This is a genomic window from Micrococcus sp. TA1 (assembly GCF_014199555.1).
Classification (GTDB): Bacteria; Actinomycetota; Actinomycetes; order Actinomycetales; family Micrococcaceae; genus Citricoccus.
This window is the reverse complement of the sequence record NZ_JACHNW010000001.1, coordinates 90,315-114,192: the sequence shown is the minus strand read 5'-3', so window position 1 is coordinate 114,192 and position 23,878 is coordinate 90,315. Positions and strand designations below refer to the sequence as shown.

Below are 23,878 nucleotides of genomic sequence, written 5' to 3'. Positions count from 1 at the left end.
GACACCACGGCCCACGGCCGCGGCGCCCATTCCAGACGCGGTACTACGAGAACCCACCGGCCGGTACGACCACGGGGCACGATTCGTTGATGTTCCACCCTTGAGCAACCCGCCGGTCCACACGCGGGACCGACACGGGCAACCAATGGACCACCCCGGTACCCGGACCAGAAGTCCAGGCGGTGATGGCCATGTGCTCCTTAGAAAGGAGGTGATCCAGCCGCACCTTCCGGTACGGCTACCTTGTTACGACTTAGTCCCAATCGCCAGTCCCACCTTCGACGGCTCCCCCCACAAGGGTTGGGCCACCGGCTTCGGGTGTTACCGACTTTCGTGACTTGACGGGCGGTGTGTACAAGGCCCGGGAACGTATTCACCGCAGCGTTGCTGATCTGCGATTACTAGCGACTCCGACTTCATGGGGTCGAGTTGCAGACCCCAATCCGAACTGAGACCGGCTTTTTGGGATTAGCTCCACCTCACAGTATCGCAACCCATTGTACCGGCCATTGTAGCATGCGTGAAGCCCAAGACATAAGGGGCATGATGATTTGACGTCGTCCCCACCTTCCTCCGAGTTGACCCCGGCAGTCTCCCATGAGTCCCCGGCATAACCCGCTGGCAACATGGAACGAGGGTTGCGCTCGTTGCGGGACTTAACCCAACATCTCACGACACGAGCTGACGACAACCATGCACCACCTGTGAACCCGCCCCAAAGGGGAAACCACATCTCTGTGGCGGTCGAGAACATGTCAAGCCTTGGTAAGGTTCTTCGCGTTGCATCGAATTAATCCGCATGCTCCGCCGCTTGTGCGGGCCCCCGTCAATTCCTTTGAGTTTTAGCCTTGCGGCCGTACTCCCCAGGCGGGGCACTTAATGCGTTAGCTGCGGCGCGGAAACCGTGGAATGGCCCCCACACCTAGTGCCCAACGTTTACGGCATGGACTACCAGGGTATCTAATCCTGTTCGCTCCCCATGCTTTCGCTCCTCAGCGTCAGTAACAGCCCAGAGACCTGCCTTCGCCATCGGTGTTCCTCCTGATATCTGCGCATTTCACCGCTACACCAGGAATTCCAGTCTCCCCTACTGCACTCCAGTCTGCCCGTACCCACCGCAGATCCGGGGTTAAGCCCCGGACTTTCACGGCAGACGCGACAAACCGCCTACGAGCTCTTTACGCCCAATAATTCCGGATAACGCTCGCGCCCTACGTATTACCGCGGCTGCTGGCACGTAGTTAGCCGGCGCTTCTTCTGCAGGTACCGTCACTTTCGCTTCTTCCCTACTGAAAGAGGTTTACAACCCGAAGGCCGTCATCCCTCACGCGGCGTCGCTGCATCAGGCTTGCGCCCATTGTGCAATATTCCCCACTGCTGCCTCCCGTAGGAGTCTGGGCCGTGTCTCAGTCCCAGTGTGGCCGGTCACCCTCTCAGGCCGGCTACCCGTCGTCGCCTTGGTGGGCCATTACCCCACCAACAAGCTGATAGGCCGCGAGTCCATCCAAGACCGATAAATCTTTCCACCCCCCACCATGCGGTGAGAGGTCGCATCCGGTATTAGACCCGGTTTCCCAGGCTTATCCCAGAGTCAAGGGAAGGTTACTCACGTGTTACTCACCCGTTCGCCACTCATCCACCCCAGCAAGCTGGGGCTTCAGCGTTCGACTTGCATGTGTTAAGCACGCCGCCAGCGTTCATCCTGAGCCAGGATCAAACTCTCCGTAAAAAAATACAAAAGACACGACGACCCACCCGGCGGAAAACCCGGCCGGCCATCGCTCAATCCATGGCAAAAAACCATCCACCACACGGGGGTGCGGCAGACAGCCATTCAACCAATCAAATAATTGGCATCAACAAACTTGGCACACTATTGAGTTCTCAAACAACAGGCACATCACAAGTACTCACCAAGAAACCAGGAAAACCCGGAACATCTTCGCTTTTCTCATCTGCGGCTTTTCAAGTTTCGGTCATTCTCTCGTCATTGTCAAATCCGCGTTTTCAGCGTTTTCTCCAAGTCAGAAACGAAGTCCCTGATCGCTGCTTTTCCCATTTGATCAACCGCTCCGCGGCCGCCCCATGTTCCTGAGCAACTTTTCCATCTTAGACCCGCTGGCCAGTCGGTGTCAACTCCGCCTCGCCGGGCACTCCCCCGGACCGAAGTCCACGGAACCGCCCCGGTCCTTGACCGGCGATGACCCCCGAAGGAACCACCGGCACCGAATCACCAGCCTCAGATCCGCAGGTCACCCCACCGATCCTCGGCCTCCGACCCGTCCGACTCACGTCGTCCGCGCCTCGGCACAAGGGAAGACAATACACACGTTCCGGCCCGAAGCAAAATCGGCCACCCCACACCCCCAGACGGGACGCAGAGCGGCCGATCCCCACCCAACCCCGTTTTCAGCATCCGGACCAGTCACAGGCCCAGACACAGCCACTGAGCCCCTCAGCCCACCGGCCGGAACAACACCGTCGCCAACGGCGGCACCACCACCACCGCCGACACCGGCTGACCATGCCCGCCGAGCCCCGCGGGCGCGACCGCACGGTCGTTTCCCGGTGATCATCCTGGCCGGCCCCGGGAATGGTCTATCGGATGTCCCGGGCCGGGTCCGGTGACGGGGCCGCGAGACTTTCACGGTGCGCAGGGCCTTCGCTCCACCGGGACAGCGGGACAGCGGGACAGTCGCCGCGGAACGGCCGTGTTCGAGAGGCATTCGGCAGCTCGGCGAACCACCCGTGGCGAGAGGTCATCCTTACGTCGAACCACCTGCCCGGGCCGGCTTACCGCTGCGCAGATCCACACGGTCCGGAACTGCACTGGTCGCCACGATGAGCCATGGACCGGGCTCCCCCGCGCACCGACACCAACCGTGGTCCTCGGCACGGCAGGACCACCGCAGTTCGCCTCAGTGGTCTGGCCGGGTTCACCGGTGCTGCATCCCCCAGGGCCGAGGAGCACCACCCATGGTGAGCACGGCCACTGCGCGAGACCCCCGCCCACGAGACCTCCTCGAGAGGGCACCAGGTGATGCGGGCATGGATCCCGTGACGGTCGGCTTCCGGTGAGTCGATCGGCGAACGGGGAACGAGGAAGCACCACGAGATCAATCTCACGGTGAGGGCGTGGCGCGGTCACGCTCGCGCCCCGTCGTCCTCGATGAGGAGGACGGGGTGCGGTCGCACTCACGGCCCGTCGTCCTGGACGCGCATGATGAAGATCGCATCAGGCCCGCTTCGTCAGAGGACGGAAACGGGTGCCGGCCACTCCGGGTGCGAACGGCTGGGGTGCGAACGGTTGGATCAGCTCGATCGGAAACCTCGCACAGAGCACGCCTGCCGGCCCGCACCGCAGGGCCACACTCGGGGTCATCTTCGACGCGCCAGCTCACAGGTGCCGAGGCAGCGGACCGGGCCGAGGCATCACCGACACCGCTGACGGCAGGCCGCCTGACCATGCACAGCGGGAGCCAGTCCCCCCACCCGCGGCGGGCCTCGAGCTACTGGAGTCGTCGGTCCGTTTCGGGGCCGGTCCTCGCTCTGGTGGGGGTGGGGTGGGGGTGGGGTGGTTAAACGCAGGAGCCCTGGACCGTGTGGTCCAGGGCTCCTGGTTAATGGTTGTCCGGCGGCGTCCTACTCTCCCACATCCTCCCGGATGCAGTACCATCGGCGCTGTGGGCCTTAGCTTCCGGGTTCGGAATGGGACCGGGCGTTTCCCCCACGCTATGACCGCCGTAACCCTGTTACCGCCCTGTCCGGGCCTCCCGTGGGGGGCCGCTGTGTCGGGGGTGGTCTTTTAGGGGTACAACTTGTGGTTGCACTGTTCAGTTGTGTGTGTGGTGCGGTGTTCCGCCCCGCGGGCCCCGGGTGCCGGTGAGGGCTCGGGGGTGCGGGGTGGGTTGTTGTTCCGCAACCGCATAGTGGACGCTGCGCACCTGGCCAACCCCGTCCCCTGGTGCCTGAAGCGGCGGGGGGTGGGGTGGTGTTGTGTGTGTAAGTTGTCGGCCTATTAGTACCGGTCGGCTTCACAAGTCGTTAGTCCTTGCTTCCACGTCCGGCCTATCAACCCAGTGGTCTGCTGGGGGCCTCCCAGGGACAAGCCCTGTGGAAATCTCATCTCGAAGCTGGCTTCCCGCTTAGATGCTTTCAGCGGTTATCCGTCCCGAACGTAGCTAATCAGCGGTGCACCTGGCGGTACAACTGACATACCAGAGGTTCGTCCGTCCCGGTCCTCTCGTACTAAGGACAGACCTTCTCAAATTTCCTGCGCGCGCAGAGGATAGGGACCGAACTGTCTCACGACGTTCTGAACCCAGCTCGCGTACCGCTTTAATGGGCGAACAGCCCAACCCTTGGGACCTACTCCAGCCCCAGGATGCGACGAGCCGACATCGAGGTGCCAAACCATGCCGTCGATATGGACTCTTGGGCAAGATCAGCCTGTTATCCCCGAGGTACCTTTTATCCGTTGAGCGACGGCCCTTCCACGAGGTGCCGCCGGATCACTAGTCCCGACTTTCGTCCCTGCTCGAGCTGTCGCTCTCACAGTCAAGCCCCCTTGTGCACTTGCACTCGACACCTGATTGCCAACCAGGCTGAGGGGACCTTTGGGCGCCTCCGTTACATTTTGGGAGGCAACCGCCCCAGTTAAACTACCCATCAGGCACTGTCCCTGACCCGGATCACGGGCCGAAGTTAGATGTCCAGAGTGACCAGAGTGGTATTTCAACGATGACTCCACACGAACTGGCGTCCATGCTTCAACGTCTCCCACCTATCCTACACAAGCCACACCGAACACCAATACCAAACTATAGTAAAGGTCTCGGGGTCTTTCCGTCCTTCTGCGCGTAACGAGCATCTTTACTCGTAGTGCAATTTCGCCGAGTTCATGGTTGAGACAGCGGGGAAGTCGTTACTCCATTCGTGCAGGTCGGAACTTACCCGACAAGGAATTTCGCTACCTTAGGATGGTTATAGTTACCACCGCCGTTTACTGGGGCTTAAATTCTCCGCTTCGCCTTGCGGCTAACAGGTCCTCTTAACCTTCCAGCACCGGGCAGGAGTCAGTCCGTATACCTCGTCTTGCGACTTCGCACGGACCTGTGTTTTTGATAAACAGTCGCTTCCCCCTGGTCTCTGCGGCCCCGATCCGCTCCACCCAGCAAGTGGGTGTCACGGTTGGGGCCCCCCTTCTCCCGAAGTTACGGGGGCATTTTGCCGAGTTCCTTAACCATGATTCTCTCGATCGCCTTAGTATTCTCTACCTGACCACCTGTGTCGGTTTGGGGTACGGGCGGCTAGAACCTCGCGCCGATGCTTTTCTTGGCAGCATAGGATCACCGGATCCCCCACGTGGTGGGGGCCTATCGGGTCTCAGGCTCACGTCCGGCGGATTTGCCAACCGGACACCCTACACCCTTGGACCAGGTCAATTCCATTGCCCGGCCCGGCTACCTTCCTGCGTCACACCTGTTAATGCGCTTGCCTTACCGGTTCAGGTCCCGCGCTCCCCTGCCACGTCCCCCGAAGGGGATCCAGGCAGGCTCGGGCGGTTAGTATCACCGGCTCAGCATGGGCGGTTCTTCGCCGGTACGGGAATATCAACCCGTTGTCCATCGACTACGCCTGTCGGCCTCGCCTTAGGTCCCGACTTACCCAGGGCAGATTAGCTTGACCCTGGAACCCTTGGTCATCCGGCGGACGGGTTTCTCACCCGTCTTTCGCTACTCATGCCTGCATTCTCACTCGTGCACAATCCACCGACGCTTCCGCCCCGGCTTCACCTCGTGCACGACGCTCCCCTACCCATCCAGCAAACGCTGAATGCCACGGTTTCGGCGGTGTGCTTGAGCCCCGCTACATTGTCGGCGCGGAATCACTTGACCAGTGAGCTATTACGCACTCTTTCAAGGGTGGCTGCTTCTAAGCCAACCTCCTGGTTGTCACAGCAACTCCACATCCTTTCCCACTTAGCACACGCTTAGGGGCCTTAACCGGTGGTCTGGGCTGTTTCCCTCTCGACCATGAAGCTTATCCCCCACGGTCTCACTGCCACGCTCTCACTTCCCGGCATTCGGAGTTTGGCTGACGTCAGTAACCTTGTAGGGCCCATCAGCCATCCAGTAGCTCTACCTCCGGGAAGAAACACGTGACGCTGCACCTAAATGCATTTCGGGGAGAACCAGCTATCACGGAGTTTGATTGGCCTTTCACCCCTACCCACAGCTCATCCCCTCCATTTTCAACTGAAGTGGGTTCGGTCCTCCACGCGTTCTTACACGCGCTTCAACCTGGCCATGGGTAGATCACTCCGCTTCGGGTCCAGGACACGCGACTATGTTCGCCCTATTCAGACTCGCTTTCGCTACGGCTTCCCCACACGGGTTAACCTCGCCACGTACCACTGACTCGCAGGCTCATTCTTCAAAAGGCACGCCGTCACCCCGAAAGGCTCCGACGGATTGTAGGCACATGGTTTCAGGTACTATTTCACTCCCCTCCCGGGGTGCTTTTCACCATTCCCTCACGGTACTTATCCGCTATCGGTCAACAGGTAGTATTCAGGCTTGCCAGGTGGTCCTGGCGGATTCACACGGGATTTCTCGGGCCCCGTGCTACTCGGGCACACTCACTAAGCGGCGGAACGCATTCCAGCTACGGGACTCTCACCCTCTACGGTCAGGCATCCAAACCTGTTCGCCTATACGCCCGCACCTCACCACGGTGGTTCGGCAGAACCACCACGCAAGGGCCCACAACCCCGAACACGCAACCCCTGCCGGGTATCACACGTGCACGGTTTAGCCCCATCCGCGTTCGCTCGCCACTACTGACGGAATCACATGTTGTTTTCTCTTCCTGCAGGTACTGAGATGTTTCACTTCCCTGCGTTCCCCCCGACCGGCCTATGTGTTCAACCGGCGGTCACACGCTCATCGGCGTGCGGGGTTTCCCCATTCGGAAATCCTGGGCTCAACGTCCGGTTATCGACTCCCCCAGGCTTATCGCAGATTCCCACGTCCTTCATCGGCTCCTGTTGCCAAGGCATCCACCATGCGCCCTGAAAAACTTAGCCACACAACGGCCAAGCCCTCAATGAGCAAAAACCCACACCAACACACCCGCCCCCACCAGGAGGACAGGACGATCAGTGCGGGCATCAAAGATGACTACATTCTCGGCGCCACCACACCACACCAGGGGGCGTGATGATGGCGGCAATAAAAATAAGATGCTCGCGTCCACTATGCAGTTCCCAAACAACAACCCGCACCGCGCACTCCACACCCCACCACAACGGCAGGACGCTTCAACGCGGCCGGAACCAGGACCCGGGACCCCCACCACGGAGGAACCCGACCCGGAACAACCACCCCCGAGCCCACCGGCGGATCACTCCACCGACAGACCGGGAACGGCCGGTCCTGTTGTCCCAGGACCCAACAGTGTGCCAACACCCCCACGCCCATCCGGACCCGGTGACGCTCCCCTTCCCCTCGCCGGCGCGACACCACGGCCCACGGCCGCGGCGCCCATTCCAGACGCGGTACTACGAGAACCCACCGGCCGGTACGACCACGGGGCACGATTCGTTGATGTTCCACCCTTGAGCAACCCGCCGGTCCACACGCGGGACCGACACGGGCAACCAATGGACCACCCCGGTACCCGGACCAGAAGTCCAGGCGGTGATGGCCATGTGCTCCTTAGAAAGGAGGTGATCCAGCCGCACCTTCCGGTACGGCTACCTTGTTACGACTTAGTCCCAATCGCCAGTCCCACCTTCGACGGCTCCCCCCACAAGGGTTGGGCCACCGGCTTCGGGTGTTACCGACTTTCGTGACTTGACGGGCGGTGTGTACAAGGCCCGGGAACGTATTCACCGCAGCGTTGCTGATCTGCGATTACTAGCGACTCCGACTTCATGGGGTCGAGTTGCAGACCCCAATCCGAACTGAGACCGGCTTTTTGGGATTAGCTCCACCTCACAGTATCGCAACCCATTGTACCGGCCATTGTAGCATGCGTGAAGCCCAAGACATAAGGGGCATGATGATTTGACGTCGTCCCCACCTTCCTCCGAGTTGACCCCGGCAGTCTCCCATGAGTCCCCGGCATAACCCGCTGGCAACATGGAACGAGGGTTGCGCTCGTTGCGGGACTTAACCCAACATCTCACGACACGAGCTGACGACAACCATGCACCACCTGTGAACCCGCCCCAAAGGGGAAACCACATCTCTGTGGCGGTCGAGAACATGTCAAGCCTTGGTAAGGTTCTTCGCGTTGCATCGAATTAATCCGCATGCTCCGCCGCTTGTGCGGGCCCCCGTCAATTCCTTTGAGTTTTAGCCTTGCGGCCGTACTCCCCAGGCGGGGCACTTAATGCGTTAGCTGCGGCGCGGAAACCGTGGAATGGCCCCCACACCTAGTGCCCAACGTTTACGGCATGGACTACCAGGGTATCTAATCCTGTTCGCTCCCCATGCTTTCGCTCCTCAGCGTCAGTAACAGCCCAGAGACCTGCCTTCGCCATCGGTGTTCCTCCTGATATCTGCGCATTTCACCGCTACACCAGGAATTCCAGTCTCCCCTACTGCACTCCAGTCTGCCCGTACCCACCGCAGATCCGGGGTTAAGCCCCGGACTTTCACGGCAGACGCGACAAACCGCCTACGAGCTCTTTACGCCCAATAATTCCGGATAACGCTCGCGCCCTACGTATTACCGCGGCTGCTGGCACGTAGTTAGCCGGCGCTTCTTCTGCAGGTACCGTCACTTTCGCTTCTTCCCTACTGAAAGAGGTTTACAACCCGAAGGCCGTCATCCCTCACGCGGCGTCGCTGCATCAGGCTTGCGCCCATTGTGCAATATTCCCCACTGCTGCCTCCCGTAGGAGTCTGGGCCGTGTCTCAGTCCCAGTGTGGCCGGTCACCCTCTCAGGCCGGCTACCCGTCGTCGCCTTGGTGGGCCATTACCCCACCAACAAGCTGATAGGCCGCGAGTCCATCCAAGACCGATAAATCTTTCCACCCCCCACCATGCGGTGAGAGGTCGCATCCGGTATTAGACCCGGTTTCCCAGGCTTATCCCAGAGTCAAGGGAAGGTTACTCACGTGTTACTCACCCGTTCGCCACTCATCCACCCCAGCAAGCTGGGGCTTCAGCGTTCGACTTGCATGTGTTAAGCACGCCGCCAGCGTTCATCCTGAGCCAGGATCAAACTCTCCGTAAAAAAATACAAAAGACACGACGACCCACCCGGCGGAAAACCCGGCCGGCCATCGCTCAATCCATGGCAAAAAACCATCCACCACACGGGGGTGCGGCAGACAGCCATTCAACCAATCAAATAATTGGCATCAACAAACTTGGCACACTATTGAGTTCTCAAACAACAGGCACATCACAAGTACTCACCAAGAAACCAGGAAAACCCGGAACATCTTCGCTTTTCTCATCTGCGGCTTTTCAAGTTTCGGTCATTCTCTCGTCATTGTCAAATCCGCGTTTTCAGCGTTTTCTCCAAGTCAGAAACGAAGTCCCTGATCGCTGCTTTTCCCATTTGATCAACCGCTCCGCGGCCGCCCCATGTTCCTGAGCAACTTTTCCATCTTAGACCCGCTGGCCAGTCGGTGTCAACTCCGCCTCGCCGGGCACTCCCCCGGACCGAAGTCCACGGAACCGCCCCGGTCCTTGACCGGCGATGACCCCCGAAGGAACCACCGGCACCGAATCACCAGCCTCAGATCCGCAGGTCACCCCACCGATCCTCGGCCTCCGACCCGTCCGACTCACGTCGTCCGCGCCTCGGCACAAGGGAAGACAATACACACGTTCCGGCCCGAAGCAAAATCGGCCACCCCACACCCCCAGACGGGACGCAGAGCGGCCGATCCCCACCCAACCCCGTTTTCAGCATCCGGACCAGTCACAGGCCCAGACACAGCCACTGAGCCCCTCAGCCCACCGGCCGGAACAACACCGTCGCCAACGGCGGCACCACCACCACCGCCGACACCGGCTGACCATGCCAGTGCTCACCGTCCGCGGTGATGGTCCCGGGGTTGCCCACGCCCGAACCCCCATAGGTCTCGGCGTCCGTGTTGAGCACCTCCTCCCACTCCCCCGCGAGCGGCAGCCCGAGCCGCACGTCGTGGTGGGGATGGCCGGCGAAGTTGGTGACGCACACCAGGGGGCGGGCCTCCTCGCCGTCCGCGCCCGGCGCGGACCAGCGGATGAAGGAGAACAGGTTGCGGTCACCGTCGTTCTGGTCGATCCACTGGAAACCTGCCGGGTCGTTGTCCTGGCTCCACAGTTCCGGGGCGTTGCGGTACACCATGTTGAGGTCCCGCACGGCCTTCATCAGCCCCTTGTGCTGGAGGTTCTCGGTGAGCCACCAGTCCAGCCCGTGGGATTCCTTCCACTCGGACTCCTGCCCGAACTCGGATCCCATGAAGAGCAGCTGCTTGCCCGGGTGGGCCCACATGAATCCGTAGTAGGCGCGCAGGGATGCCAGTTGCTGCCAGCGGTCACCGGGCATCTTGCGCAGCAGCGAGCCCTTGCCGTGGACCACCTCGTCATGCGAGAGCGGCAGCACGAAATTCTCGCTCCACGCATAGACGAGCGAGAAGGTCATCTCGTTGTGGTGCCAGCGCCGGTTCACCGGGTCCTCGGACATGTACTTGAGCGAGTCGTGCATCCAGCCCATGTTCCACTTCAGGCCGAAGCCGAGCCCGTCCTGGTCGGTGGGTGCCGTGACACCCGAGAACGCGGTGGACTCCTCCGCGACCATGACCGTTCCGGGGTTGCGCTTGTAGGCCGTGGCCGTGGCCTCCTGCAGGAAACTGATCGCCTCGAGGTTGTGGTTGCCCCCGTGGATGTTGGGGATCCATTCCCCGTCCTCCCGGGAGTAGTCGAGGTAGAGCATCGAGGCCACGGCATCCACCCGCAGCCCGTCGATGTGGAACTCCTCGAGCCAGTACAGCGCATTGGCCACCAGGAAGTTGCGCACCTCGGTGCGGCCGTAGTCGAACACCAGGGTGCCCCAGTCCGGGTGCTCCCCCTTGCGCGGGTCCGCGTACTCGTAGAGGGGCGTGCCGTCGAACTTCGCCAGCGCCCACTCGTCCTTGGGGAAGTGGGCGGGCACCCAGTCCAGCAGGACGCCGATGCCGGCCTGGTGGAGGCGGTCCACCAGGTACTTGAAGTCGTCCGGGGTGCCGAACCGTGAGGTCGGGGCGTAGTAGCCGGAGACCTGATAGCCCCAGGACCCGCCGAAGGGGTGCTCGGCCACGGGCATGAACTCCACGTGGGTGAACCCCTGCCAGGAGACGTACTCCACGAGCTGCTCGGCCATCTCGCGGTAGCTCAGGCCCGGACGCCAGGACCCGGCGTGCACCTCGTAGATGCTCATCGGCCCGTCGTGCGGGTCCGTGCGCGCCCGCTGCTCCATCCAGTCCTGGTCGCCGAACTGGTACCGGGAGTCGTCCACCCGCGAACCGGTCGCCGGGGGCACCTCGGTCCAGCGGGCCATCGGGTCGGCCTTGTCCCGCCAGTGCCCGTCGTGGCCGAGGATCGCGTACTTGTACACGGTCCCGGCGCCGATGCCCGGGACGAAGATCTCCCAGATCCCGGAGTCACCCAGGGAGCGCATGGCGTGCTGGTGCCCGTCCCAGCCGTTGAAGTCGCCCTTGACCCGGACGGCCTGGGCGTTGGGGGCCCACACCGCGAAGGAGGTGCCGGTGATCTCGCCCTGGGGGGACGAGTAGTGACGGACCCGGGAGCCCAGGACGGTCCACAGGGTCTCGTGCCGTCCCTCGCGGAACAGGTGCTGGTCCAGTTCGCCCACCGTGGGCAGGTACCGGTACGGGTCGTCCTGCTCGGTGGCGTCCAGGCCGGGGAAGGACACGAGGATCCGGTACCCCGGCACCTGGCCCGGGTGCGTGGCCGGCAACGTCCCCACCCAGATGCCCTCGACCTCGTGGCGCAGCGGGACCACCGTCCCGTCGTCGGTCCGGACCGACACCTCCTCCGCCATCGGCCGCAGGACGCGGAAGGTGACGGTGCCGGCGTCGTCCAGGTGCGCCCCGAGGACCTCGTGGGGCTGGTGGTACCGGCCGTGCGCGACGGCGGTCAGCACCTCCGCGCGCACCCCCAGGGGGGCGGGGCCCCCGGTCTCTCCCGCGCTGACTTCGGCAGTGGCGCTCCCGGGTGCCCCGGCGGACGGCGCCGCGGCGGGTGCCGGAGCGTCCGGCGTCGTTGATTCGGTGTTCTCGGCGTGCATGGTGTCCTCCTGGGGTTCACCCTCGATGACTGTCTCCACCGTATCCCGCATGGGCGTGGCTGCCACGGTCCCCGCGGAGGCCGCGCCCCGCCCGAGGGCCCGCCGGACGGCCGCGGCGGGGACCTCGACCCAGTCCGGGCGGTGACGCAGCTCGTAGACCGTCTCGTACAGGGCCTTGTCCAGCAGCAGGGCGGTGAAGACCGTCGAGGCCGTGTCCACCGGTTCTCCCACGGTGCGCCCATAGCCCTCCAGGAAGGCCCGCTGCGTCCCGGCGGTCCACTCCGGGGTCCCGGCCAGCGCACCGGCGTAGTCGAAGGACCGCAGCATCCCGACGACGTCCCGCAGCCGCAGGTCCCAGCCGGAGCGTTCCTCGGCGTCCCGCAGTGGTTCGCCCTCGAAGTCCAGCACCGTCCAGCGGGTCGTGCCGTCGGCGTCGGAGGCGAGGACCTGGCCGAGGTGGTAGTCGGCGTGGATCCGCTGCAGGGGCGGCAGCCCGGCCGCCGCGTCCGCCGAGCGCAGGGAGGTGAGGACCTGCTCCACGCGGTCCGCCAGGTCCTCCCCGATGGTCGCCGCGGCCTCGCGCCAGCCCCACTCGATCCGGGTGGCCAGTTCGGACAGGACCTGGGGCGCCCGGCCGGTGCCGGCGGGCACGGAGCGCGTTCCCAGGGCCCCGGCCAGGGCCAGGTGCAGCCGGCCGGTGGCCTCGCCGATCCCCGTGGCCTCGGCGAGGAAGTCCTCCCCGGCCTCGGCGGCCTCGGTGGCCACCCGCCAGGCGTCCCTCGACCCGGTGATGAACTCGCGCAGGACGCAGGCCTGGCCCGAGACCCACTCCTCCGGCGTGCCGCGCCATCCCACGGTGACCGAGCCGTACGTCACCGGGACCTCGCTGGAGCCGGCGGCGGACAGCGCCAGGCCGATCTCGACGTCGGGGTTGGCGCCGGCGGCCAGGACGCGGAAGAACTTGAGGATCAGCGTGCCGGGACCGGCCTCGATGACGACGGAGGTGTTGGACTGCTCGCCCTGCAGCAACCGGGCCCGCAGGGTGTCGGCGTGGAAGGCGGGCCACTCCTCGAAGCCCGCGTAGGCGTGCCCGGCCGACCGCCGGTCCGCCGTGGGCAGTTCGCGCCGCATCATCTCGAGCCAGGCGGCCACGAACTCCGGGTCGTGGGTGCCGTCGTAGACCCAGCGGGGCCCGGAGGCGCTGTCCCAGCGTCCGATCAGCGCGGCGTCCCCGCCCTCGAGCGGTTCCTCGCGGATGGCCACGGGCACGGACAGGGTCACGGTGTCATCGTCCCGTCCGGCCGTCACCACCTGCAGCTGGAGCTGGACGTCCTCCCGGCTGGCCGTCAGCCGGATCCCGCCGACCCGGTGCAGGTCGAAGGTGCCGCGCACCGGGAACCAGCGCTGGGACGGCAGCCAGGCGGAGAGCAGCTCGGGGAAGGAGGCGGAGGAGTTCTGTTCAGTGGTCATCGGACGCTCCCTGCGGACATCTCGGGGGTGATCACGGGAAGGGCGGTCGTGTAGGGGTTCCGTTTGCCGGCCAGGGCGGTCCGGTCCGTCCCGCCCATCAGGTCCGGCCCGGTGCGCAGGCGCAGCCAGAAGAAACCGTGTCCCGGCAGGGTGACCGGCAGGCGGCCGTCCTCCCCGATGTCCAGGAAGGCCCGGCCACCGAACACGTCCCGCAGGCCCCGCCCCTCGTACCCCGGCACGCTCAGCCACGTGGCCACCGGGTCCGGGGACAGGTTGAACACGCACAGCACGGTCTCGGGGTACAGGTCCTCGTCGTCACTGATCGGCAGGTCCCGGACGAAGGCGAGGACCTGTTCGGCCTCGGCGTCGACCATCGTGAAATCGCCCAGCCCGAAGACGGGGTGGCGCTTGCGCACGGCCAGCGTCTCCCGGACCCAGTGCAGCAGGGAACCGTTCGAGGCCAGCTGTGCCTCCACGTTGACGTGGTTGTAGTGGTAGACGAGGGACTGGATGACCGGCAGGTAGAGCTTGCCGGGGTCGGCGTCGGAGAACCCGGCGTTGCGGTCCGGGTTCCACTGCATCGGGGTGCGTGAGGCATCACGGTCCGGCAGCCAGATGTTGTCCCCCATGCCCAGTTCGTCCCCGTAGTACAGGAACGGCGAGCCCGGCAGGGACAGCAGCAACCCGTGGATCAGCTCGAGCTCGGAGCGGTTATTGTCCAGCAGGGACGCCAGCCGGCGGCGGATGCCGACGTTGGCGCGCATCCTCGAGTCCGGGGCGTACCAGCCGAGCATGGCCTGGCGCTCCTCGGGCGTGACCATCTCCAGGGTCAGCTCGTCGTGGTTGCGCAGGAAGGTCCCCCACTGCGAGCCGGCCGGGATCTGCGGGGTCTCGGCGATGGCCTCCAGGATGGCGGTGGCCTTGTGGTCGCGCAGCGCGTAGAAGATCTTCGGCATGATCGGGAAGTGGAAGCACATGTGGCACTCCGGGTCCTCCTCGGACCCGAAGTAGTCGACCACGTCCTGCGGTGGCTGGTTGGCCTCGGCGATGATCACCCGGCCCGGGTACTCCGCGTCCACCATGGTCCGCAGGTCCCGCAGGAACACGTGGGTGCGCGGATCGTTCTCGCAGTCCGTGCCGTCCTCCTCGTAGAGGTACGGGATCGCATCGGCGCGGAAGCCGTCCACGCCCATGTCCAGCCAGTACCGGACCACGTCGTAGAGGGCCTCGATCACCGCCGGGTTCTCGAAGTTCAGGTCCGGCTGGTGGGAGAAGAACCGGTGCCAGAAGAACTGCCGGCGCACGGGGTCGAAGCTCCAGTTCGACTCCTCGGTGTCCACGAAGATGATGCGGGCGTCCTCGTACTTCTCGTCCGTGTCGCTCCAGACGTAGAAGTCCCCGTACGGTCCGTCCGGGTCCGATCGGGACTCCTGGAACCAGGGGTGCTGGTCCGAGGTGTGGTTCAGCGGCAGGTCGATGATGACGCGCAGGCCGCGCGCGTGGGCCTCGGCCACGAGCCGCTTGAAGTCGGAGACGGTGCCGAAGTCGTCCAGGACCTCGTAGAAGTCGGCGACGTCGTACCCGCCGTCCCGCAGCGGGGAACGGTAGAACGGCGGCACCCAGAGGCAGTCGACGCCCAGCCACTGCAGGTAGTCCAGCTTGTTGATCAGCCCGTCGAAGTCCCCGGAACCGTCACCGTTGCCGTCGTGGAAGGCCCGGACCAGGACCTCGTAGAACACGGCGGTGCGGAACCAGTTCGGGTCGTGGGAGATCCCGTGGGTGTGGAGCTGGAACGAATTGGCCATCGGGTGCAGTGTCTTCCGTCGTGGGTCGTGCGTCGGTCCGGCGGATCCCCCCGGGGGTCCGCGGCGTGGTCTCTCGGCGCGCGGCGGCCGCTCAGTCGCGACGCACCACGCGCAGCACGTGGGCCGGCTCGACGTGCGGGTCCAACCGGACGTAGTTGTGCGCGGACCACTGCCAGCGGGCGCCGGTGATCAGGTCCTCGACCTCGAAGCGGCCCTCGGCGTCCAGGTCCTGCGGACGCAGGTCCAGCGCGGACAGGTCCAGGTGGGCGGTGGCCTCCTTCACGTCGTGCGGGTTGCAGTTGACCACCACGATGACGGTGTCCGCGTGACCGGGCAGCCCCTCCACCAGCGCCGAGGGATCCTCGACGCCCGGGAAGACGGGGCCGATGTCGGGCAGGTCCTCCGTGCCGGTCGCGGCCGCGGCATGCCAGCCGGCGGCCCGGTGCCGGCGGGTCTTGGAGAAGACGAGGATGTCCTCGTTGTCCGCCTCGTGCAGGGTCAGGTTCTGCAGGTCCTGGAGGGCTGGGTGGGCCCGGCGGATGTGGTTCAGCCGGGTCAGGTAGGGGGCCAGCGAGCGCCCCTCGGCCTCGGCGGCGGCGTAGTCGCGGGGACGGAACTCGTACTTCTCGTTGTCGATGTACTCCTCCGCGCCCGGACGGGCCACGTGCTCGTACAGCTCGTAGCCGGAGTACATGCCCCACAGGGGGTTGGACAGCGCCGCGAGCACGGCCCGGATCTTGAAGGCCGCGGGCCCGCCGAACTGCAGGTACTCGGTCAGGATGTCCGGGGTGTTGACGAAGAAGTTCGGCCGGTAGAACGCCGCCGTCTCGGCGGTGACCTCGTGGAGGTACTCGGCGATCTCGTCCCGGGTGTTCCGCCACGTGAAGTAGGAGTAGGACTGCTGGTACCCGGCCCGGCCCAGGGCGTGCATCATGGCCGGGCGGGTGAAGGCCTCGGCGAGGAAGACCACCTCGGGGTGGCGGCGGTGCACCTTGGCGATCAGCCACTCCCAGAACCACAGGGGCTTGGTGTGCGGGTTGTCCACGCGGAAGATCTTCACGCCGCGGGCCACCCACAGCTCCACGACCCGCAGCACGGCCCGGCGCAGTCCGCGCGGGTCGTTGTCGAAGTTCAGCGGGTAGATGTCCTGGTACTTCTTCGGCGGGTTCTCCGCGTAGGCGATCGAGCCGTCCACCCGGGTGGTGAACCACTCGGGGTGCTCGGTGACCCACGGGTGGTCCGGGGAGCACTGCAGGGCCAGGTCCAGGGCGACCTCCATGCCCAGCTCCTCCGCGCGGGCGACGAAGCGGCCGAAGTCCTGCACCGTGCCGAGCTCGGGGTGGATCGCGTCGTGGCCACCGTCCTCCGAGCCGATGGCCCACGGCGAGCCCGGGTCCTGCGGCCCGGCGGTGAGGGTGTTGTTGGGTCCCTTGCGGTGGGCGCGGCCGATCGGGTGGATCGGGGGCAGGTAGACGACGTCGAAGCCCATCCGGGCGATCGCCGGGAGCCGCTCGGCCGCCGTCGTGAAATCGCCCGAGGTCCAGGTCCCCGATTCCGGGTGGTAGACCGCGCCCTCGGACCGGGGGAAGAACTCGTACCAGGCGCCACGGCCGGCCAGGGCCCGCTGCACGTCCAGGGGGTACTCGGTCGAGGGCGAGACGAACTCTCGGATCGGGCGGGCCGCCAGGACCTCCGCCAGGTCCGGGTCATCGGCCGCGGCGAGCCGTTCGGCCACGTCGCGCGCGGTGTCCTCGAGGCCGCGCACGGCGCGGGCCAGGACGGCGCGGTCCGTCTCGGAGCGGTCCGGGTCCTCGGCCGCCCGGCGGAACAGGGCACCGCCCTCGGCCAGCATCAGCTCGACGTCGATCCCCGCCGCGATCTTCACGGTCGCCGCGTGCTGCCAGGTGGCCACGGGGTCGGACCAGCCCTCGATGACGAAGGTGTGCGGACCGATGTCCACGGGACGCAGGACGGCCCGGTACTCGTCCAGTCCGGGCGTTCCCTCGGTCATGCGCACGCGGTGCACCTCGGACCCGGAGGGTCCGTAGAGCACGGCCGTGGCACCGAGCCGGTCGTGTCCCTCGCGGAACACGGTGGCGCGCACGGGGATGTCCTCTCCCACCACGGCCTTGGCCGGGTGGGCGCCGCAGTCGATGACCGGTTGCACACCCGTGACGGGGATGCGGCCGATCCTGACCTCGGAGCGGAACATCGGGGCAGTGATGGCATTCCTGGAAGCTCCCACGCGGTCGACGTTACCGGTGCGATGCTCGGCTGGCCAACGCCATATCCGGCGGCGACCGCGCATGACGTGCTCGCGGGGCCCGCGGGGAGAGGATTCAACCGGTGGTCGACCCGGCGTCGGCCGGGCGTCGACCGGGGTTCACCCGGTGCCCGGAACGGGCCGGTGGACCGTGGATAATGAGGGCCTGTGAAGGCTATCCGTCGGTTTACCGTTCGTACCCACCTGCCCGAGTCCATCGCGGGACTGAGCCGCCTGGTCACCAACCTGCGGTGGTCCTGGCACCCCCAGACCAAGGCCCTGTTCCGGGACCTCGACCCGCAGGCCTGGGACGAGCTGAACCAGGACCCCGTGGCCCTGCTGGGCTCCTTCGACCGGGCCCGGCTCACCGAGCTGGCCGCCGACGAGTCGATCGTGCAGCGGGTGGCCGCGGCCGCCCGGGACCTCGACCGCTACCTGTCCGAGGACCGGTGGTTCCAGCACGAGGTCGCCGGCGTGGAGCCCGCGCCCCGGCCGATCGCGTACTTCTCCCCCGAGTTCGGCATCACGGCCGTGCTGCCCCAGTACTCCGGCGGACTGGGCATCCTGGCCGGCGACCACCTCAAGTCCGCCTCGGACCTCGGCGTGCCGGTCATCGGCGTCGGGCTGCTCTACCAGTCCGGGTACTTCAAGCAGTCGCTCTCCCGCGATGCCTGGCAGCAGGAGACCTATCCGGTGCTGGACCCGGACAACCTGCCGCTGACGCTGCTCAAGGAGCAGGACGGCTCGCCGGCGCTGGTGTCCCTGCCGATCCCCGGCAACCGCACCCTGCACGCCCAGGTGTGGCGGGCCGACGTCGGGCGCGTCCCGCTGCTGCTGCTGGACTCCAACGTCCCGGCCAACGACGACACCGCCCGCTCCATCACCGACCGCCTGTACGGCGGCGGCGGTGACCAGCGCCTGCAGCAGGAACTGCTGCTGGGCATGGGCGGGGTGCGGGCGCTGCGGCTGTACTGCCGGCTGACGGGCACGGACGCGCCCAGCGTCTACCACACGAACGAGGGCCACGCCGGGTTCCAGGGCATCGAGCGGATCGAGGAGCTCATGGCCGCCGGGCTGGACTGGGAGGCCGCGCTGTCCTCGGTGCGGGCGTCCACCGTGTTCACCACGCACACCCCCGTGCCCGCCGGCATCGACCGCTTCGACCGGCACCTCGTGGAACAGTTCTTCCGCGCCGGGCTGGCCCCCAGCGTCCCGGTGGAGCGCATCATGGCCCTCGGCGCCGAGGACTACGACGGCGGCAATCCGGACGTGCACAACATGGCCGTCATGGGGCTGCGGCTGGGCCAGCGGGCCAACGGCGTGGCGAAGCTGCACGGCGAGGTCTCGCGCGAGATGTTCAAGGGGCTGTGGCCGGGCTTCGACGCCGACGAGGTGCCGATCAGCTCGATCACCAACGGCGTCCACGCCCCCACCTGGGTGTCCAGCACCGTCTCGGACCGGGCCATCGAGCTGTTCGGCACCTCCGCGGTGGCCGGCCACGACTGGAACCGGGTCTTCGAGGTCCCCGACGAGGAGCTCTGGGAGATGCGCCGGACGCTGCGCCGGGCCCTGATCCAGGACGTCCGGGCCCGGTTGCGGTCCTCGTGGCTCAAGCGCGGTGCCTCGGCGGCCGAGGTGGCCTGGACCGAGAACGTGCTGGACGAGGACGTCATGACCATCGGCTTCGCCCGGCGGGTCCCCACGTACAAGCGCCTGACCCTGATGCTCCGGGACCCGGAGCGGCTCAAGCGGCTGCTGTTGGACCCCGAGCACCCGATCCAGGTCGTGGTGGCCGGCAAGTCGCACCCGGCCGACGAGCAGGGCAAGCTGATGATCCAGGAGATGGTGCGGTTCGCCGACGACCCGGAGGTCCGCCACCGGATCGTGTTCCTGCCGAACTACGACATCCAGATGGCCTCCACCCTGATGCCCGGGTGCGACGTGTGGCTGAACAACCCGCTGCGCCCGCTCGAGGCCTGCGGGACCTCCGGCATGAAGGTGGCCATGAACGGCGGGCTGAACCTGTCCGTGCTGGACGGCTGGTGGGACGAGATGTACGACGGAGAGAACGGCTGGGCCATCCCCTCCGCCTCCTCCGCCGCCAGTGCCGAGGAACGGGACGACGTCGAGGCGGCCGCCCTCTACGACCTGCTCGAGACCCAGCTGGTGCCCCGGTTCTACGCCGCCGAGGACTCCGACCAGGCCGGTGCGGCCGGGCCGTCCCGGGCCTCCCGGGACGGCATCCCGCACCAGTGGCTGGCGATGGTCAAGCACACCATGGCCACCCTGGGTCCGGCGATGTCCGCCGACCGGATGGTGCAGGACTACGTCAACGAGCTCTACCGCCCCGCCGCCGCCGCCGGCCGGACCATGGACGCCGACGACTACGCGAGGGCCCGCGAGCTGGCGGCCTGGAAGACCCGGGTCCGCGCCGCGTTCGGCCAGGTGACCGTGGAGCACGTGGACTCCCTCGGCGTGCGCGAGGAACCCCAGATCGGCGACGAGCTGCAGGTCTCCGCGTACGTCAGCCTGGGTGACCTGCAGCCGGCCGACGTCTGCGTCCAGGCCGTGTACGGCCGGGTCTCCACCACCCCCGCCGGCAGCCTGGAGGAGGACCGGCTCCTGGACACGGCCACCCTGGAGCTGGACCCGGCCGAGGACCTGGGCGGTGGCCGGTGGCAGTTCACCGGCTCGCTCGTGATCGACCGTTCCGGCGCCTTCGGCTACTCGGTGCGCGTGCTCCCGCAGCACGAGCTGCTGGCGTCCCCGGCGGAGATGGCCCTGGTGGTCAACGCGGGCTGACCCGCCCTCTCCGCCTGGCCCCGGAGGCCGGTCAGACGGAGTAGACGGAGATCGAGTTGCCCTCGATCATGTCCGTCTCCCCCGGGGAGAACAGGGCGCCGCGGCGCAGGTCACCGTAGTGGGATGTGGACAGCTGCAGGGTGAACGTCCGCAGGTCCGCTCCGGTCGGGTCCGTGATGCCGCGGAGCTCGTCCGGGGTGGGCAGGTGGAACCAGGACTTGGACAGTCCCCCGTTGAAGACGATCAGCCCCTTGCTCAGCCCGCCGGGGACCCCGACGAGCAGTTGCAGCAGCCGGTGGGACGGGTCCGCCCACTCGTCGTGGGCCATCGGCACGCCCTGGGCGTTGAACCACATCAGGTACCCGGGATCGCGGGCCGGGTACGTGTAGGGCTGCCCGGCCAGGAACTCCTTGCGGATCGCGATCAGCCGGCGCGTGGTGGACAGCATGCGTTGCTGGCGCTCGCCGAGGTCCCAGTCGGTCCAGGAGATCTCGTTGTTCTGGCAGTAGGCGTTGTTGTTCCCCCGCTGGGTCCTGCCGATCTCGTCCCCGGCCGTGATCAGGGGGACCCCGAGGGAGAGCATGAGCGTGGCCATCAGGTTCCGGGCCGTCTGGGACCGGGAGTCGCGGATGTCCTCGTCATCGGTCGGCCCCTCCACCCCGTGGTTGTAGGACCGGTTGTGCGAGTTGCCGTCCCGGTTGTCCTCCCCGTTGGCCTCGTTGTGCTTCTCGTTGTAGGAGACCAGGTCCCGCAGGGTGAAGCCGTCGTGCGTGGTGACGATGTTCACCGAGGCCAGGGCGGACCGTCCGGACCCGGCGAACAGGGCGGCGGAGCCGGCCAGGCAGTCGGCCAGCCGGGCGGTGGACCCCCCGGCGCCGCCGTGCTCCATGGCGCCGCGGTCGGCCACCCAGAAGTCCCGCACCACGTCGCGGAAGCGGTCGTTCCAGTCCGCCCAGCCGAGGGGGAAGTTGCCGGTCTGCCACCCGCCGATGCCCACGTCCCAGGGCTCGGCGATCAGCTTGGTCCCCGCCAGCACGGGGTCGGCCTGGGCGGCCACGAGGAACGGGTGGTCGCTGGTGAAGTGGTGGGCGCCGTCCCGGCACATCGTCACGGCGAGGTCGAAGCGGAAGCCGTCCACCTGGAAGTCGCTCACCCAGCGCCGCAAGGAGTCCAGGGCCATCCGGACCACCTGGGGGTCGCTGAAGTCCAGTGAGTTCCCGCAGCCGGTGGTGTCCAGGTAGCGGCCCATGGCGTCATGGCGGTAGTAGTGCCGCTCCCCCAGCCCACGCCAGCAGAAGACCGGGCCGCCGGGCCCCTCCTCCGCGGTGTGGTTGTAGACGACGTCCAGGATCACCTCGATCCCGGCCGCGTGCAGCAGCTTGACCATGCCCTTGACCTCGTCCTGCACGGCCCGGGGTCCGGCCGCCTGCGCGGCGGCGGTCGCGTAACCGGGGTGCGGCCCGAAGAAGCTGACGGTGTTGTAACCCCAGTAGTTCTCCAGGCCCAGGCGCTCGAGGTGGGACTCGTCCCGGTGGTGGTGGATGGGCAGCAGCTCGACGGCGGTGACCCCCAGGTTCCTCAGGTACTCCACCATGACGGGGTGGGCCAGTCCGGCGTAGGTCCCCCGCAGCTCCTCCGGGATCCCGGGGTGCAGCTTGGTCTGGCCGATGACGTGGGCCTCGTAGACGACCGTGTCCCGCAGCGGAACGTGCGGCTTCTGGACGCCGCCCCAGTCGAAGTCCGGGGGAACCCGCGCCGACCAGTACCGGCCCTCGCGCTCCACGACGGCGTCCCCGTACGGATCGATCAGCAACTGCGGCAGGGCATGCACCTTGCCCGAGGACCGCCTGCGCACCTTCCAGACCCCGGGAATGCGCCGGTCACGGGCGACGAAGGCGTAGAGGCTTCCATACCCGAGCCCGGGGATCGTCCCGTGGTGGACGTGGTCCGTGACGTCGTACAGGGGTGCACGGCGCACGTCGGCCGAGGTGGGGACGGCGTCCGGCGGGAAGTCCGGATCGGTGAAGACGACGTCCACCGCGGACAGGCCGGGCGCGTACACGGCCACGTTGGCCGCCCCGGGGACCTCCACCACGCCGGGTACGGAGTCGGCCACGCCCAGGGGGAACGCCCGGGACCGGTGGCCACTGACGCCGCGCAGCCCGGCCGGTATGCCCCCGCCAGGCCGAGGAGTCATGGGCATCAGGAGGTTTCCTCCTGGACCGCCCCCTCGGCAGCCGGCCGGTGCCCGGACCGCTGGACGGCGATCTCGTACAGCGAGATCCCCACGGCCATCGAGGCGTTCAGGGATTCCATGTCCGAGGCGATCGGGATGGAGACGATCTGGTCGCAGTTCTCCCGGACCAGCCGGGACAGGCCCTTGCCCTCCGAGCCGACCACCAGGCACACCGGCTCCGTGGCCAGCGGCAGCCCGGGCAGGGACTGGTCGCCACCGCCGTCGAGGCCGAGGACGAAGATGCCCAGCTTCTTGAACTCCTGCAGGGCGGTGTTGAGGTTGCCGGCCTGCGCCACGGGGACGCGCACCGCGGCACCGGCCGAGGTCTTCCAGGCGGTGGCGGTCACGCCCACCGACCGGCGGGAGGGCACCACGACGCCGTCCGCGGAGAACGCGGAGGCGGAACGGATGATGGCGCCCAGGTTCCGCGGATCCGTGATCCCGTCCAGGGCGATGAGCAGCGGCGGGGCCGCCTGGTAGCCCTTCTCCCACTCCTGTACGGCCTGCCGGGCGAGGCTGAGCGCATCGGCGTACTCGTAGGGCGGCACCTGCAGGACGAGGCCCTGGTGGATGGCGTCGTCCGTCATCCGGTCCAGTTCGGCCTTGCTGTTCTCGAGCACCGGCACGCCGCGCTCCGCGGCGAGCTTGAGGGCCTCCCGGACCCGCTCGTCCATCTCCACCCGGGTGGCCACGTGCAACGCCTTGGCCGGGATGGAGGCGCGCAGGGCCTCGACCACGGAGTTCCGCCCGGCCACGGTCTCGTCACCGTGGCGGGAACGGGTGTTGCGCGTCCCGCCGCGCTTGGCCGAGGAACGCTCGGCCAGCTGCTTGGTCCGGTGGGCCTTGTGGTAGACGCGGTCCTCGGCCTTGGGCGTGGGGCCCTTGCCCTCCAGCGCCTTCCGGCCGTGTCCACCGGTGCCCTTCAGGGGGCCCTTCTTCCCGCTGTTGCCGCGGGAAGATCCGGAGCGTGGTGCTGCGGCCATGTCGGTGGTGCCTTTCTGGCGAGG

6 protein-coding genes and 4 rRNA genes are annotated in these 23,878 nt (G+C 66.6%); 1 reads left to right on the top strand and 9 read right to left on the bottom strand.

Annotated elements, in window-relative coordinates; genetic code table 11:
* Positions 1 to 204 precede the first annotated feature (204 nt).
* The 7 genes from GGQ69_RS00415 to GGQ69_RS00385 form a co-directional block, all read right to left on the bottom strand.
* A 16S ribosomal RNA gene (locus tag GGQ69_RS00415) occupies positions 205 to 1,729 on the bottom strand.
* A 1,900-nt stretch (positions 1,730 to 3,629) separates the two neighbouring features.
* Positions 3,630 to 3,746: ribosomal RNA gene (rrf, locus tag GGQ69_RS00410) — 5S ribosomal RNA — on the bottom strand.
* A gap of 252 nt (positions 3,747 to 3,998) precedes the next feature.
* A 23S ribosomal RNA gene (locus GGQ69_RS00405) occupies positions 3,999 to 7,087 on the bottom strand.
* A gap of 635 nt (positions 7,088 to 7,722) precedes the next feature.
* Positions 7,723 to 9,247 (bottom strand): 16S ribosomal RNA (locus GGQ69_RS00400).
* Together the 16S, 23S and 5S rRNA genes form the textbook arrangement of a ribosomal RNA operon.
* A gap of 726 nt (positions 9,248 to 9,973) precedes the next feature.
* Positions 9,974 to 13,765, bottom strand: coding sequence for a 1,4-alpha-glucan branching protein GlgB (gene glgB, locus GGQ69_RS00395; RefSeq protein WP_183523347.1), 3,792 nt, complete (start codon positions 13,763 to 13,765; stop codon positions 9,974 to 9,976).
* Positions 13,762 to 15,570 carry a maltose alpha-D-glucosyltransferase gene (treS, locus tag GGQ69_RS00390; protein WP_183523345.1) on the bottom strand — a complete coding sequence of 603 codons (1,809 nt, stop codon included), beginning with the start codon at positions 15,568 to 15,570 and terminating at the stop codon, positions 13,762 to 13,764. The genes glgB and treS overlap by 4 nt, the downstream gene beginning before the upstream one ends.
* Before the next feature lie 91 nt (positions 15,571 to 15,661).
* The gene (locus GGQ69_RS00385) at positions 15,662 to 17,782 is read right to left on the bottom strand and encodes an alpha-1,4-glucan--maltose-1-phosphate maltosyltransferase (RefSeq protein WP_183528100.1); all 2,121 of its coding nucleotides are present in this window, start codon (positions 17,780 to 17,782) and stop codon (positions 15,662 to 15,664) included.
* A gap of 219 nt (positions 17,783 to 18,001) precedes the next feature.
* On the opposite strand from GGQ69_RS00385, the gene glgP reads away from it, so the two are divergent.
* Positions 18,002 to 20,635, top strand: coding sequence for an alpha-glucan family phosphorylase (gene glgP, locus GGQ69_RS00380; protein ID WP_183523343.1), 2,634 nt, complete (start codon positions 18,002 to 18,004; stop codon positions 20,633 to 20,635).
* A 31-nt stretch (positions 20,636 to 20,666) separates the two neighbouring features.
* Here glgP and glgX read toward each other — a convergent pair whose 3' ends face one another.
* Positions 20,667 to 22,832 (bottom strand): glycogen debranching protein GlgX, encoded by a 2,166-nt coding sequence (gene glgX / locus GGQ69_RS00375; protein WP_370577156.1) that lies wholly within the window; start codon positions 22,830 to 22,832, stop codon positions 20,667 to 20,669.
* Between the two features lie 5 nt (positions 22,833 to 22,837).
* Complete coding sequence (gene rlmB, locus GGQ69_RS00370; RefSeq protein ID WP_183523339.1) at positions 22,838 to 23,854, bottom strand: 23S rRNA (guanosine(2251)-2'-O)-methyltransferase RlmB; 1,017 nt, start codon at positions 23,852 to 23,854, stop codon at positions 22,838 to 22,840.
* Positions 23,855 to 23,878 lie beyond the last annotated feature (24 nt).

Bases quoted from the DNA above. Each gene is read 5' to 3' on its own strand.
- GGQ69_RS00385 (WP_183528100.1), bottom strand. From the start codon at position 17,782: ATGTTCCGCTCCGAGGTCAGGATCGGCCGCATCCCCGTCACGGGTGTG.
- treS (WP_183523345.1), bottom strand. From the start codon at position 15,570: ATGGCCAATTCGTTCCAGCTCCACACCCACGGGATCTCCCACGACCCG.
- glgB (WP_183523347.1), bottom strand. From the start codon at position 13,765: ATGACCACTGAACAGAACTCCTCCGCCTCCTTCCCCGAGCTGCTCTCC.
- glgX (WP_370577156.1), bottom strand. From the start codon at position 22,832: ATGACTCCTCGGCCTGGCGGGGGCATACCGGCCGGGCTGCGCGGCGTC.
- rlmB (WP_183523339.1), bottom strand. From the start codon at position 23,854: ATGGCCGCAGCACCACGCTCCGGATCTTCCCGCGGCAACAGCGGGAAG.